Origin of the sequence: Mycolicibacterium neworleansense, from assembly GCF_001245615.1 — a bacterium.
GTDB lineage: Bacteria > Actinomycetota > Actinomycetes > Mycobacteriales > Mycobacteriaceae > Mycobacterium > Mycobacterium neworleansense.
In genome coordinates, this window is the sequence record NZ_CWKH01000002.1 from 1 (window position 1) to 12,594 (window position 12,594).

General features: G+C 67.4%; 16 protein-coding genes and 1 pseudogene. 3 read left to right on the plus strand and 14 right to left on the minus strand.

The annotated features are described in order from the left end of the window. The 3 genes from BN2156_RS15605 to BN2156_RS15615 form a co-directional block, all read right to left on the minus strand. Positions 1 to 264, minus strand: a 264-nt coding sequence (locus BN2156_RS15605; protein ID WP_210436653.1) for a nitronate monooxygenase, incomplete at its 3' end; no start/stop codon positions are given. A gap of 59 nt (positions 265 to 323) precedes the next feature. Next, complete coding sequence (locus tag BN2156_RS15610; protein ID WP_090515980.1) at positions 324 to 1,100, minus strand: S-methyl-5'-thioadenosine phosphorylase; 777 nt, start codon at positions 1,098 to 1,100, stop codon at positions 324 to 326. 6 nt (positions 1,101 to 1,106) lie between these two features. Next, positions 1,107 to 1,385 (minus strand): hypothetical protein, encoded by a 279-nt coding sequence (locus tag BN2156_RS15615; RefSeq protein WP_090515981.1) that lies wholly within the window; start codon positions 1,383 to 1,385, stop codon positions 1,107 to 1,109. 59 nt (positions 1,386 to 1,444) lie between these two features. On the opposite strand from BN2156_RS15615, the pseudogene menA reads away from it, so the two are divergent. Then, a pseudogene (menA, locus tag BN2156_RS15620) lies at positions 1,445 to 1,732 on the plus strand (1,4-dihydroxy-2-naphthoate octaprenyltransferase); the annotation flags it as partial. Between the two features lie 116 nt (positions 1,733 to 1,848). Here menA and BN2156_RS15625 read toward each other — a convergent pair. Then, a complete protein-coding gene (locus BN2156_RS15625) occupies positions 1,849 to 2,415 on the minus strand; it encodes a Clp protease N-terminal domain-containing protein (RefSeq protein WP_090515982.1) in 567 nt (188 codons plus the stop codon). A 1-nt stretch (position 2,416) separates the two neighbouring features. Then, entirely contained in the window at positions 2,417 to 2,632 is a 216-nt protein-coding gene (locus BN2156_RS15630) for a helix-turn-helix domain-containing protein (RefSeq protein ID WP_065462120.1), read from the minus strand. 148 nt (positions 2,633 to 2,780) lie between these two features. Here BN2156_RS15630 and BN2156_RS15635 point away from each other — a divergent pair, with 148 nt between their 5' ends. Next, complete coding sequence (locus tag BN2156_RS15635) at positions 2,781 to 4,130, plus strand: MFS transporter (RefSeq protein WP_090517400.1); 1,350 nt, start codon at positions 2,781 to 2,783, stop codon at positions 4,128 to 4,130. A 42-nt stretch (positions 4,131 to 4,172) separates the two neighbouring features. Here the strand turns inward: BN2156_RS15635 and BN2156_RS15640 are convergent, their stop codons facing one another. After that, the gene (locus tag BN2156_RS15640; RefSeq protein WP_090515983.1) at positions 4,173 to 4,454 is read right to left on the minus strand and encodes a DUF4229 domain-containing protein; all 282 of its coding nucleotides are present in this window, start codon (positions 4,452 to 4,454) and stop codon (positions 4,173 to 4,175) included. A gap of 75 nt (positions 4,455 to 4,529) precedes the next feature. Between BN2156_RS15640 and BN2156_RS30895 the strand changes: the two genes are divergently transcribed. Further along, the gene (locus BN2156_RS30895) at positions 4,530 to 4,691 is read left to right on the plus strand and encodes a hypothetical protein (RefSeq protein WP_090515984.1); all 162 of its coding nucleotides are present in this window, start codon (positions 4,530 to 4,532) and stop codon (positions 4,689 to 4,691) included. A gap of 6 nt (positions 4,692 to 4,697) precedes the next feature. Here BN2156_RS30895 and BN2156_RS15650 read toward each other — a convergent pair whose 3' ends face one another. From BN2156_RS15650 to BN2156_RS15685, 8 genes are all read right to left on the minus strand, one after another. Further along, positions 4,698 to 5,885 carry a MinD/ParA family ATP-binding protein gene (locus tag BN2156_RS15650; protein WP_235625464.1) on the minus strand — a complete coding sequence of 396 codons (1,188 nt, stop codon included), beginning with the start codon at positions 5,883 to 5,885 and terminating at the stop codon, positions 4,698 to 4,700. Positions 5,886 to 6,199: 314 nt separating this feature from the next. Next, complete coding sequence (ccsB, locus tag BN2156_RS15655; protein ID WP_090515985.1) at positions 6,200 to 7,201, minus strand: c-type cytochrome biogenesis protein CcsB; 1,002 nt, start codon at positions 7,199 to 7,201, stop codon at positions 6,200 to 6,202. Next, positions 7,198 to 8,811: a cytochrome c biogenesis protein ResB gene (gene resB, locus BN2156_RS15660; RefSeq protein WP_090515986.1), complete on the minus strand. Its 1,614-nt coding sequence runs from the start codon at positions 8,809 to 8,811 to the stop codon at positions 7,198 to 7,200. The genes ccsB and resB overlap by 4 nt, the downstream gene beginning before the upstream one ends. Then, on the minus strand, positions 8,808 to 9,587 hold the full coding sequence (locus BN2156_RS15665) for a cytochrome c biogenesis CcdA family protein (RefSeq protein WP_090515987.1): 780 nt from the start codon (positions 9,585 to 9,587) through the stop codon (positions 8,808 to 8,810). The genes resB and BN2156_RS15665 overlap by 4 nt, the downstream gene beginning before the upstream one ends. Next, positions 9,584 to 10,207, minus strand: coding sequence for a TlpA disulfide reductase family protein (locus BN2156_RS15670; protein WP_090515988.1), 624 nt, complete (start codon positions 10,205 to 10,207; stop codon positions 9,584 to 9,586). The genes BN2156_RS15665 and BN2156_RS15670 overlap by 4 nt, the downstream gene beginning before the upstream one ends. Beyond that, positions 10,208 to 10,822, minus strand: coding sequence for a histidine phosphatase family protein (locus BN2156_RS15675; protein ID WP_090515989.1), 615 nt, complete (start codon positions 10,820 to 10,822; stop codon positions 10,208 to 10,210). Further along, positions 10,819 to 12,129: a glutamate-1-semialdehyde 2,1-aminomutase gene (gene hemL / locus BN2156_RS15680; protein WP_090515990.1), complete on the minus strand. Its 1,311-nt coding sequence runs from the start codon at positions 12,127 to 12,129 to the stop codon at positions 10,819 to 10,821. The genes BN2156_RS15675 and hemL overlap by 4 nt, the downstream gene beginning before the upstream one ends. Positions 12,130 to 12,186: 57 nt before the next feature. Continuing rightward, positions 12,187 to 12,573, minus strand: a complete 387-nt coding sequence (locus BN2156_RS15685; protein WP_090515991.1) for a nitroreductase/quinone reductase family protein — start codon at positions 12,571 to 12,573, stop codon at positions 12,187 to 12,189. Between the last annotated feature and the right edge of the window lie 21 nt (positions 12,574 to 12,594).

Sequence of the window (12,594 nt, forward strand, 5' to 3'; positions counted from 1 at the left end):
GCGGTCGGTGAGCTGTCCCCGCGACAGGTTCTCGCCCTTACCTTCGAACTTCGCCGGCACGATGATGTCGGCACCGTACGGCTTGCCGCCGACCTGCTCATCGATCCAGGACAGCTCCTGGTCCAGCTGCTCGGGCGTGTAGGCGGTGGCGCCCAGCACGCCGAAACCGCCGGCGTTGGTCACCGCGGCCACCACGTCACGGCAGTGGCTGAAGGCGAAGAGCGGAAAGTCGATACCGAACTGCTCACAGATCGCGGGTTTCACCCCGTCAGTATTGGCACCTCGACTTGACGGGTGTCAAGAGGGGGCTCGATCGCGGGCCGTCACGGCAGTTCGAACGGCAACTTCACCCCATCGTGGGCCAGGCAGTGCGTGCAGGCGCGCTCGGTGGCCACAGCCGCCAGGGCCTCGTGCACGAGCTTCTTGAACGGCACCAGGTTGCGCTCGAACTCGACCATCACGTCCACCGTCGTCACCCCGGATCCGGTCTCAATGCCGGCGTCCAGGTCTGTCACCATAGCGATTGCGGCATAACACATCTCAAGCTCACGTGCCAGCACCGCCTCGGGGTAGCCAGTCATGTTGACCAGGGTGAAACCCTGATCGGCGAACCACCGGCTCTCCGCGCGCGTGGAAAACCGCGGACCCTGGATCACCACCATGGTGGCGCCGTCGACCACGCCGGGCAGCCCGGCGGCGACGGATCGCAGCGCCGGGCAGTACGGATCGGCGAAGCTGACATGGATGCCACCGGAATCGAAGTACGTGTCCGCGCGGCCCCGGGTGCGGTCAACCAGCTGATCGGGCACCACGATGGAACCCGGCCCCAGGTCGGTGGTCAGGCTGCCCACCGCACACGGCGCGAAGATCCGTCGCACCCCGAGCGAACGCAGTGCCCACATGTTGGCCCGGTACGGGACCGTGTGCGGGGAGTACTCGTGGCTCACCCCGTGCCGGGGCAGGAAGGCCACCTCGTGCCCGCCCACCGCGCCCACGGTGACGGGCGCGCTCGGTGACCCGTAGGGGGTGTCCACAGTGACGGTGCGGGCCTCGGGCCCGAAGAACGAATAGAAGCCGCTACCGCCGATGACGCCGAGCATGCAGCGCTATTCGGCCTCGTCGTGGGGCTTGACGGGATCCCCCGGGGCCTCGGCGACGTCTGTGTCGAGGTCATCGACGAAGTCGTCGTCGAAATCCTCGTTCGCCTTACGGGCGCCGTCGGCGATCTCGAAGACATCGGTGGCCAGGCCACCGATGGCGGTCGCGACATCCTTGACGGCCGTGGTGATGATCGAGGTGACCTGCCCGACCGTGGAGGCCACGGCCTCGACGGATTCCTGCAGCACGTCCTTGCCGATCTCGGTCTTGCTGAGCTGCTCCTTCATGAGGCTCAGTGTAAGAGTCCGCGCGGTGATGCACCCGGCCAGCTCATACGATGACCGTCGTGGCCAGTTTCGCGCAATGGATCGAAGGTGCCCGTCCGCGCACCCTGCCCAACGCCGTCGCCCCGGTGCTCGCCGGTACCGGCGCCGCCGCCTGGGTGGGGTCGGCGGTGTGGTGGAAAGCGTTGCTGGCATTGGCCGTATCGCTCGCTCTGATCATCGGGGTGAACTACGCCAACGACTACTCCGACGGCATCCGCGGCACCGATGACGTGCGGTCCGGCCCGTTGCGTCTGGTGGGCTCGAAGCTGGCCTCGCCGCGGGCCGTGCTGACCGCGGCGGTGGCCAGCTGATCCCGGTGCTGCGCGATACCGGGCTGACCATGCTGGTGTGGGCGATCGCGGTGTCGGTGGCGCTGTTCCTGGCCTAGCGTTCTCCCGCGAGCAGCCTCTCGCGCGAGCCCGGCTTATGCGGCCTCGTCCAGCAGTCCCACGATGCCGGTGCGCAGTTCGCCGGTTCCCACGTGCTCGGTGATCAGTCTGACGGCGCGGTCGTCTCCCGCGCGCAGGATTCCCAGCAGGATGTGCTCGCAACCGATGAAGCCGTCCTTGTGCGCCAACGACTCCCGCAGCGCCAGCTCGAGGACTTTCTTCGCAGCCTTGGTGAAGGGCAGGTGCCCACGGCGCCTGCGCCGCCGGCCGGTGCTGCGCAGCGCGTTGTCGAAGGCACCGTCGCCGAAGGTGCGGTCGACGTTGGCCCGCACCGCCCGCAGGTCGATTCCGATCGATTGCAGCGCCTCGGCGTCGTCGTCGAACGACTCGTCCCCGGGCGCATCGGCCGCCACCAACTCGGCACGGACCGCATCTGAGGTCAGGCCGAAACTCGCCAGCAGAGCGGACAATTCGCGTCCGGAACTCTGCAGCACGCCGACCAGGATGTGTTCGGGCCGAATGTCGTTGGCCTCCAGTTCGCGGGCCTCCTCCTGGGCCAGAACCACCGCGACGCGCGCGTGACGGCTGAACCGTTCGAACATGTCATCCCTTCCGATTGTGTTTCTGATGCACAGCCTGGCGACTGACCTCAAGTGCCTCGGCAATCGCCTGCCAACTCCAGCCCTGCTCCCTGGCATTGGCTACATGGATGGCCTCGAGCCGCTCCTGCAGCCGCTGCAAGGCCCGCACGGCACGCAGCCCCACCGCCGGGTCCGGGCTGCTGACACCTTCTGCGATCAGCTCATCGACTTCACTCACTCTGTCAAGATAACTTGACAAAGTGGAGGCGTCAAGAAAAGTTGACACGACGACGGCACGGTCGCGGCAACCCGCATCAGCCCACAGCACCAGCGGTATTGCACTAACGTGGCCTCGGCCTGCAACGCCGACCACCCGGGGGATGCGCATGACCACTTCGACCGAGGCGCATCAGCCCGCACCGTCGGGCCGCGCCGAAACCCGCCGCGCCATCTGGAACACCATCCGAGGCTCGTCGGGCAACCTCGTCGAGTGGTACGACGTCTACGTCTACACCGTGTTCGCCACATATTTCGAAGCGCAGTTCTTCGACAAGGCCGACAAGAACGCCACGGTCTACGTCTATGCGATCTTCGCCATCACCTTCCTCACCCGCCCGATCGGCTCGTGGTTCTTCGGCCGCTTCGCCGACCGCCGCGGCCGCCGCGCCGCACTGACCGTCAGCGTGTCCCTGATGGCGGCGTGTTCCTTGGTCATCGCGCTGGTCCCCTCGCGCGAAACCATCGGTGTCGCAGCGCCGATCATCCTCATCCTGTGCCGGCTGGTGCAGGGATTCGCCACCGGCGGCGAGTACGGCACGTCGGCCACCTACATGTCCGAAGCCGCCACCCGGGAACGGCGCGGCTTCTTCTCGTCCTTCCAGTACGTGACGCTGGTGGGCGGCCACGTGCTGGCGCAATTCACCCTGCTGCTCATCCTGACCGCATTCAGCACCGAGCAGGTGCACGAATTCGGTTGGCGCATCGGCTTCGCCATCGGTGGTGTGGCCGCGATCGTGGTGTTCTGGCTGCGCCGCACCATGGACGAATCGCTGTCCGAGGAACAACTCGCGGCGATCAAGGCCGGCAAGGACAAGAGCTCCGGCTCATTGAGCGAATTGCTGACCCGCTACGCCAAGCCCCTGCTGCTGTGCTTCCTGATCACCATGGGCGGCACCCTGGCCTTCTACGCCTACAGCGTCAACGCCCCGGCCATCGTCAAGACCACTTACAAGGACCAGGCGATGACGGCCACCTGGATCAACCTGATCGGGCTGATCTTCCTGATGGCGATCCAGCCGATCGGCGGGATGATCAGCGACAAGGTGGGCCGCAAACCGCTGCTGGTGTGGTTCGGCATCGGCGGGGTGCTCTACACCTATGTCCTGTTCACCTATCTGCCCCAGACACATTCGCCGATCCTGTCGTTCCTCCTGGTCGCCGTGGCGTACGTGATCCTGACCGGATACACCTCGATCAACGCACTGGTGAAATCCGAACTGTTCCCCTCACACGTACGCGCCCTCGGCGTGGGAATCGGCTACGCCCTGGCCAATTCGATGTTCGGCGGGACCGCGCCGGTGATCTACCAGGCGCTCAAGGAGCGCGACCTCGTGCCGTGGTTCATTGCCTACGTGACGGTGTGCATCGCGCTGTCGCTCTTCGTCTACGTGGTCTTCCTCAAGAACAAGGCCGAAACCTATCTGGACCAGGAGAAGGGTTCGGCTTTCATCCGGTAGCGACGTGAAAGTCGCTACGTCCGAAGGTGTTCCCGCCGACCGTCACTGCTCGGCCGGAGGCTCCTCGCCACGCAACCGTGCCTGCAGTTGCTCGCGGTCCTTACGCCGCCGCTCATCGACAAGCGCGATCGATGCCGTGGCCCGCTCCCGCAGCGGGCGGAACAGCCAGATGCCCAGCGGCAGCGCGATCACGATGGCGAACAACAGCGCCACGACAACCGGGAAATTCGCGACGACCAGACTCCCCACGCCGTAGATCGCCGCGGCCAGCACAGCGACCAGCACCAGCCGGGCGATGAGGTAAACCACGACGTCGGTGACCATGCGGGAGGTCGAACCACTTCCTGACACGCTCCGAGCCTACCGACGGCGCGTATATTCGGATCAAGGAGGTTTCGAGTGGCGTATCTACTCCTGCTCATTGCCGCAGCAAGCCTGGTGTACATCGGCTGGCGGCTGGCGCGGGTTTCCGGCAGTCAACAAAAGACCCGTGTGATCGGCCCCGATGACGACCCAGAATTCCTGCGTCGACTGGGGCACGGCGACAATCCCCGCAACTAGCCCGGGTCAGGTGCGCGGGTCCAGCGACCGGCGTGCCCCGGCGAAGTCGGATGCCACCACGGCGGCCAGCTCGATCAGTGCCTCGCGGGTGCCGGGCTTGAGCCGATCCAGGCTGATCTCCGCGCCCTCCTCCAGATGCGGATCGAACGGCACCAGCCGCACCGCACGGCAACGCCGCGAGAAGTGGTCCACCACCTTCGACAGATCGACCTTGCCCGAGCGTGGCCGCACCGCGTTGATCACCGCGATCGAATTGCGCACCAGATCCTGATGCCCGTGGGCGTCTAGCCAGTCCAGCGTCGCCGACGCGCTCCGCGCCCCATCGACCGAGCCCGAACTGATCACCACCAGCACATCGGCTTTGGACAACACCGCCGACATCGCCGAGTGCATCAACCCCGTACCGCAGTCGGTGAGCACCAGGCTGTAGAACCGCTCCAGCACCTCGAGGGCACGCAGGTAGTCGTCCGAGCTGAAGGCCTCCGACACCGCCGGGTCACTCTCGGAGGCCAGCACCTCCAGCCGGCTCGGGCCCTGTGAGGTGTAGGCCCGCACGTCGCTGTAGCGCTCGATACCCTCGGCGTCGCGCAGCAGGTGACGCACTGTCGCCGCGGTCTCCAGCGGCACCTTCTGGCTCAGCGTGCCGCGGTCGGGGTTGGCGTCCACGGCGACCACCCGGTCACCGCGGATCGAGGCGAACGTGGCACCCAACGTCGCGGTGATCGTGGTCTTGCCGACGCCGCCCTTCAGGGACATCAGCGCGATCCGGTAGCAGCCCTGCAGCGGCTGGCTGACCTCGGCGACCAGGTTGTTGCGGTGCGTGATCTTGGGGCTCTCGCCGACGTTGACCTGCTTGAACGACGCGACATAGAGGGCCTTGCGCCAGCCCGAGGTGGGCGGGTTCTTCCGTTGGCCCAGCAGAGCGGCGGTGGACAGGTCGCGGTAGGGCGTGGCGAAGTCGCCGGCCACCGGGGCGCCGGGCACAGGACGCTCGAAGGGCCCTGCGACGGGCCGCTCGAAGGCCCCTGGAACCGGTCCCGGAAAGTTCCCGGGCACCGGCGGAGCGGTGATCACCGGGGCACCATGCGGTGGTGTCGGGGCCGTCCACTCCGCGGGCAGCGGGGTGGAGACGCCAGGCTCGGCGGGATTGCTGAACCGCTGCTGACCGCGGAATCCGGGCACCGGGGCGAACACCGACGGGACGAGCGGCGGCTCGGCGACCGCGGGCGGCGCGACGGCCGCAGTTGGCGGTGGATCAGCGGCGGGCGGTGCCGCCTGGTGAACCAGCGGCGGCTCGGCGAGCGGGGCGTCCTTTACCGGTTCAATGCTGTCCTGCGCGGCAGGCTCCCGGGCCTCGGATGGCTCCGATTCCGGCTCAGGCAAGGCTTCGGACGTTGGCTCGGACACTGGCTCGGACACGAAATCCCCTCTTTCCCAAACACTCCCGACCAGACCGCAGCCGCGCCACCATCTCGGGGCGCGCGGTCAACTCACCAACCTGACGATGCCTAGCCGACTCCCGCGTACGAATGCAGGCCCACGGTCACCAGGTTGATGAAGAACAGGTTGAACACCATCGCGACGAATCCGACCACGTTGATCCAGGCCGCCTTGCGGTCCCGCCAACCCGCGGTCGAACGCGCATGCAGATATGCCGCGTACACCACCCACGCGATGAACGACACCGTCTCCTTGGGGTCCCAGCCCCAGTACCGGCCCCAGGCCTCCTCGGCCCAGATGGCGCCGAAGATCACGCCGAAACCGAAGATCGGGAACGCGAAGATCGTGGTGCGGTAGGCGATCCGGTCCAGGGTCTGCCCGTCGGGCAACCGCTGGATGATCCGCCCGAACGCGTTGTCCCGATCGGCCAGCGGCGACATCTTGAGCAGAAACAGGATGCTGGCCACACCGGCCACCAGGAACACCCCGGAACCGAGGCTGACCACCGACACGTGGATGGGCAGCCAGTAAGACTGCAGCGCGGGCATCACCGGGGCGGCGTTGGAGTACAGCCAGCGCCCCGACACCGTCAGCAGGATCAGCACCGGAACCAGTACGAACACCCACAGCGCGCGGTACTGCGGCTTACGCAGCACGACGGCGGCCGCGACCAGCCCGCAGAAGCTGGTCAGGTTGATGAACTCGTACATGTTGCCCCACGGCACCCGTGAGGTGGCCAGGCCGCGCAGCACGATGCAGATGAAGAGCATGCCGATGCCGACGTAGGTCAGCGCCAGGCCGGACTTGCCGACGCGCTCATCGAACGACCGCCGGGGCTCCTCGGCGACGACGCCGGGGGTGGCGCTGTCGGCGCCGACGGTGGCGCCGACCAATTGACGCGACGCTCCAGCCATTTGTTCTTCGCGCGAGCGCTCGTCGGCGCGGCGGCCGCGGCTCGACGCCAGCTCGACGGCGAGCAGGATCAGCGCGCCGACCAGAACCACCACCGACGACGTGAACGCCCAGTCGGAGTACCTGGCCAGCCCGATGTCGATGTGCTCGGTATTCACTGCTCCGCCTTCTCTTCTACCGCCGGCGCCTGGTCGTAGCCCTCCAACAGCCGCGCGGTCAGCTTCTCGAACTCATCGCCCCAACCGGAGTTGTCGGTACGGGCCAGCCCGCCCAGCTCGACGTTCACCGTACCCGCAGTCGCGGGTTGGATCCGAACCCAGATGCGGCGCCGACGCACCACCAACGACACCAGCAACCCGGCCATCATCGACATGGCGAACACCAGCACCCAGACCTGGGCCGGGTCGTGCGAGACCTGCAGGTTGACGAACGGCACCGCGCCGTCGAACCGGACCTTGGTGCCGTCGTCGAGCCTCGTCTCTTCACCTTGCACCAGGTTGACGCGGGCCGCCTTGGTCAGCTGCTTGCGATCGATCAGCCGGGGATCGAGCGAGAACAACGACTGCGGCCGGCCGGTGTCCAGCCCGGTGTCGCCGCGGTAGATGTCGATGGCCACGGCCGGGTCGTTGAGCGCGGGGAAGCTCGACGACAGCAGGGTGCCCTCGAGTTCCTTGGTCGGTGCGAACAGGCCCTGGATCGCGATCTGGTGCTTGCGGCGCTCGTCGGCGTCGGGGTAGGTGCCCGCGGGCGGGTCGATCCGGACGACGCCCGAGGACAGCAGCGTCGTCGCTTCGTCGGGCCGCCACTGGATGGTCTGGCTGCGCTGCTGACCGTCGGGGAAGGTCACCGTGAACGACGGCGCGTAGCCGTGCCCCTGCAGGTACACCCGGTCGCCGCCGATGCGCAGCGGGTGGTTGACCTCCAGACGGTAGGACCGCCAGGTCTCGGCGGCCAGATCCTCACCGGACTGGTAATCGATGTCGGCGGCGAACGACAGCGCCTGACCCGTGGGCAGATAATGCGCATCGAAGTTGTTGACGCGCAGGCAGATCGGGGTCAGCGAGGTGCCGTCGACGGTATTGCCGGCCCGGAACGAGTCGAAGGCCGCCGGGGAGGCGGTGCAGAATCCGGGGCCGCCGTCGGCGATGACGATGACGTTGCCCTCGTAGCCGAACAGCTTGCCCGCAGCCACCGCCGCCAGCAGACCGAGCAACGAGAAGTGGAAGACGATGTTGCCGAACTCGCGCAGATAGCCCTTCTCCGCCGAAATCTCGGTTACCTCGGCGCCTTGCTTGCGGGTGACCTTGCGCCAGCCCTTCAGCCGCTGCGTCACCTTCTCGGCGACCTCGTCGGCGTCGCCGGCCACCTGCTCGGCATGGTGTTTGGGCAGCCGGCCCAGATTGCGCGGCGCCGGTACCGGTACCGCCCGCAGGCTGCGGAAATGCTCGATCATCCGCGGCGTCAGGCAGCCCACCAGGGAGATGAACAGCAGCACGTAGATGGCGGTGAACCAGAAGCTGGAGAACACATCGAAGGCCTGCAGGCGGTCCAGCCACGGTCCCAAGGTGGGATGGGCGGCCAGGTACTCGTCGACCTTGGACTCGTTGAGGCTGCGTTGCGGCAACAAGGCACCCGGGATCGCCGCCAGCGCCAGCAGGAACAGCAGCACCAGCGCGGTGCCCATCGAGGTCAGGGTCCGCCAGGTGTTCCGCACCAGTGCGACCACACGAGAGAACACTCCAGGGCGCCGGGTTTCGGCGTCGGTCATATCGGCAGCCTCACATCACTGACGAACGCGTCGCGTACCCACGACACGAAGTCGTTCCACAGACCCGTCACGAGTGCGGCGCCGACCAGGATCAGCAGCACCCCGCCGAAGATCTGGATGGTCCGGGTGTGCCGACGCAACCAGCCCAGGCCGGTCACCGCCCGCGCCGAACCCAGGGCCAGCAGGACAAACGGGATGCCCAGCCCCAGGCAGTACGCCAGCACCAGCACCACCCCCCGGGCCACAGTGGCGCCGTCGGTCGCCGAGGCCACAGCGATCACCCCGGTCAGCGTCGGCCCCAGGCACGGGGTCCAGCCCAGCGCGAACACCGCGCCCAGCAGCGGGGCCCCCGCCATCGTCGACCACTGCCGCGGCGCGAACCGGGCCTGACGTTGCAGAGCCGGGATGAACCCGACGAACACCAGCCCCATCACGATCGTGACGACCCCGCCGATGCGTTGCAGCAGAAGCTGATTGGCGATCAGCGTCGTCGTCATCCCGAGAACCGCCACCGCACCGAGCAAAAACACCACGGTGAATCCGGCGACGAACAACGCGGCCGCGCCGGCCACCCGCCACCGCGCGGTCTTGACGCCGATCGCGCCCGACACGGCGTCGGACTCGTCGACCCCGACCACCGCGGCCAGGTAGGACAGATAGCCGGGCACCAGCGGCACCACGCACGGCGACGCGAACGACACCAGCCCGGCCAGCACACTGATCCCCAGCGCCAGCAGCACCGGCCCGGCCGCGGCGATCTCGGCGAATCCGGTCATGGTGTGCGCGCCCCCGGTACCGCGGTCGGCTCCGACGCCAAACGCTCCACGACCGGCTGCAGGTCCTCGGCGAGCAGCTCACGCAGGAACACCGCGGCCACCCGGTGCTGACGGTCCAGCACCACGGTCGACGGGATCACCGTGGTCGGATACTTGCCGCCGAACGCGATCATGGTGCGCATCGCCGGGTCGTAGATGGAGGGGAAGGTGACTTTGCGGTCAGTGACGAAATCGACTGCGGCGTCACGATTGTTGTCACGCACGTCGATGCCCAGGAACGCCACGCCCTTGTCACGGGTGGCGTCGTACACCTTCTGCAGCTGGCCGATCTCGGCCCGGCACGGCCCACACCACTGGCCCCACACGTTGATCACCACGACCTTGCCGGCGAAATCCTCCAGCGAGATGGTCGTGTTCGGATCGGTGAGCTCCGGCCCGCTCAGTTTTCCTGGGGTGCCACGTTTTTCGGGCGGGTCGTAAAAGATGTCCGTCTTGCCGCCCGGGGCGACGAACTCGAAGGTGCCGCCCTGGGCGACCGCGTCGTCACCGGTTGAGCATCCGGTGAGCAGCACCAGCCCTGCCAGCACCGCCGCACTCACCCGGGCGACCAACAACTTCATTCAGATTCCCCAGGGCTCCGTGTAACCCCATCGGACCAGCATGGCGTCATCGAAGGTGAACGACGTGATCGACGACAGGTCGCACAACCGGCTGTTCGGCAACGGCAGATGAGCCAGCTTGCGCCCGGTCATCGCCCGGCGCAGTGTCTCCACCGGCAGCTGGTGACTGACGCAGACCGCCTCGTGCCCGGCCGCCTTCTCCCGGGCGCGATGCATGGCGGCCATCATGCGCGGGGCGATCTCCGTGTACGGCTCGCCCCACGACGGCTTGGCGGGGTTGCGCAGCAACGGCCAGTTCCTCGGGTCGCGCAATGCGCCGTCGCCCGGGGCCACCCGCTTACCTTCGAACACGTTCCACGACTCGATGAGATCGTCGTCGGTGTCGATCGACAGGTTGTGAATGTCCGCGATCGGCTTGGCGGTCTCCTGAGCACGCTCCAGCGGCGAGGCCACCACGTAGACGATGTCCTTCCCGGCCAGCCAATCCGCGGCGGCCCGGGCCTGAGCCTGTCCCCGATCGGACAGGTGGTAGCCGGGCAGCCGGCCGTAGAGCACCTTTTCCGGATTGAACACCTCGCCGTGACGCATCACGTGCACGGTCGTTCTGACGCTCATGCCGTTGCCTCCGCCGCGGCGCGGGCCGCCCCCGGCAACGCCTCGGCGATCCGCTCGAACGCCTCGTCATCCAATGCCGCTGAGACGAACCAGGTTTCGAACGCGCTACACGGCGGGTAGACCCCGGCCTCCAGCAGTGCGTGGAAGAACGGCGGGAAACGCCAGGTCTCGGTGGCCTTGGCCGCGGCGAAGTCGTTGACCTGCTCGTCGGTGAAGAACACGCTCAGCATGTTGCCCGCACGCTGTACCCGGTGGGCCACCCCGGCCTCGGTCAGCGCACCGGTGAGCAGGCCGGCCAGCCGGTCGGCGTTGGCATCGAGCCGCGCGTAGGCGGCGTCGTCGGCGTGACGCAAGGTGGCCAGGCCGGCGGCCATCGCAACCGGGTTACCGGACAAGGTCCCGGCCTGATAGACCGGCCCCAGCGGCGCGAGCCGCCCCATCACCTCGGCACTGCCGCCGAACGCCGCGGCGGGCAGTCCGCCGCTCATCACCTTTCCGAAGGTGAACAGGTCGGCGTCGACGGGATCCAGCCCGTACCAACCGGCCCGGCTCACCCGGAAACCCGTCATCACCTCATCGAGGATCAGCAGTGCCCCATGGGCCGCGGTGATCCGGCGCAACGCCGCGTTGAAACCGGGCAGCGGGGCCACCGTGCCCATGTTGCCCGGACTGGCTTCGCTGATGACACAAGCGATCTCGTCGCCGAACCGGCCGAAGATCTCCTCCACCGCGACGACATTGTTGTACGGCAGCACGATTGTGTCGGCCGCCGCCGCGCCGGTGACGCCGGGTGAGGACGGCAGGCCGAGAGTGGCGACGCCCGAGCCGGCATCGGCCAGCAGCGCGTCGCTGTGCCCGTGGTAGCAGCCGGAGAACTTGATGATCTTGGCGCGGCCGGTGTAGCCGCGGGCCAACCGGATCGCGCTCATCGTGGCCTCGGTGCCCGAGTTCACCAGACGCAACCGCTCGACGGGAGCCACCCGATCGATGATCTCGGCGGCCAGTTCGGTCTCCGAGGGCGTCGGGGCGCCGAAGCTCAGCCCGCCTGCCGCCACCTTCTGCACGGCCTCCACCACCGCCGGGTGGGCATGACCGAGCAGCATCGGGCCCCACGAGCAGACCAGGTCGACATAGCGGTTGTCATCGGCATCGGTCAGCCAGTAGCCCTTGGCCGAGGTGATGAACCGGGGGGTGCCGCCAACCGAATTGAAGGCACGCACCGGTGAGTTCACTCCACCGGGGATAACTGCGCAGGCGTCGGCGAACAGCTGGGCCGATCGCTGAGTGTGCGGTTCGTCAACACGCATGGCCACCAGTGTCCCAGTCGGGGCAACCGCGTCAACTACAGGGTGTAGTGGTCGCGGTCACCCGGCCGGCGTCAGCGCGAATACCGGATGATCGGCGTCGTCGGGCAGGTCACGGAAGTAGCCCTCCACCACCTTGCCGGCCAGCGGGCGGTAGGCCGCGATGATCGGCCCCCGCTGATCCACCGGAACCTCCGCGGCGAGGTAGCTGGTACCACCCAGTGTCACCTGCGGGTTGACCCGGATATTGCGCACCCATTGAGACTCACCACGGGTCGAGACGAGATATTTGACGCCGTCGACCTCGGGAACCACGACGGGAATCTGTTGCTGATGTTTGCTGACGCGGGTGGTGACGGTGAGGGTCTCGCTATGGCCGACACCGGTGGCCATCGCGATCCGGTTGAACACTGCGCGAACGAACCACGGGGGCTTGAGGTAGGCCATAACTCACGAGTTTGATGGTGG

Coding starts and splice junctions, on each gene's coding strand:
- BN2156_RS15610 (WP_090515980.1), bottom strand. CDS start 1,100: ATGCTCGGCGTCATCGGCGGTAGCGGCTTCTATTCGTTCTTCGGGCCC.
- BN2156_RS15615 (WP_090515981.1), bottom strand. CDS start 1,385: ATGAAGGAGCAGCTCAGCAAGACCGAGATCGGCAAGGACGTGCTGCAG.
- BN2156_RS15625 (WP_090515982.1), bottom strand. CDS start 2,415: ATGTTCGAACGGTTCAGCCGTCACGCGCGCGTCGCGGTGGTTCTGGCC.
- BN2156_RS15635 (WP_090517400.1), top strand. CDS start 2,781: ATGACCACTTCGACCGAGGCGCATCAGCCCGCACCGTCGGGCCGCGCC.
- BN2156_RS15640 (WP_090515983.1), bottom strand. CDS start 4,454: ATGGTCACCGACGTCGTGGTTTACCTCATCGCCCGGCTGGTGCTGGTC.
- resB (WP_090515986.1), bottom strand. CDS start 8,811: ATGACCGACGCCGAAACCCGGCGCCCTGGAGTGTTCTCTCGTGTGGTC.
- BN2156_RS15665 (WP_090515987.1), bottom strand. CDS start 9,587: ATGACCGGATTCGCCGAGATCGCCGCGGCCGGGCCGGTGCTGCTGGCG.
- BN2156_RS15670 (WP_090515988.1), bottom strand. CDS start 10,207: ATGAAGTTGTTGGTCGCCCGGGTGAGTGCGGCGGTGCTGGCAGGGCTG.
- BN2156_RS15675 (WP_090515989.1), bottom strand. CDS start 10,822: ATGAGCGTCAGAACGACCGTGCACGTGATGCGTCACGGCGAGGTGTTC.
- hemL (WP_090515990.1), bottom strand. CDS start 12,129: ATGCGTGTTGACGAACCGCACACTCAGCGATCGGCCCAGCTGTTCGCC.
- BN2156_RS15685 (WP_090515991.1), bottom strand. CDS start 12,573: ATGGCCTACCTCAAGCCCCCGTGGTTCGTTCGCGCAGTGTTCAACCGG.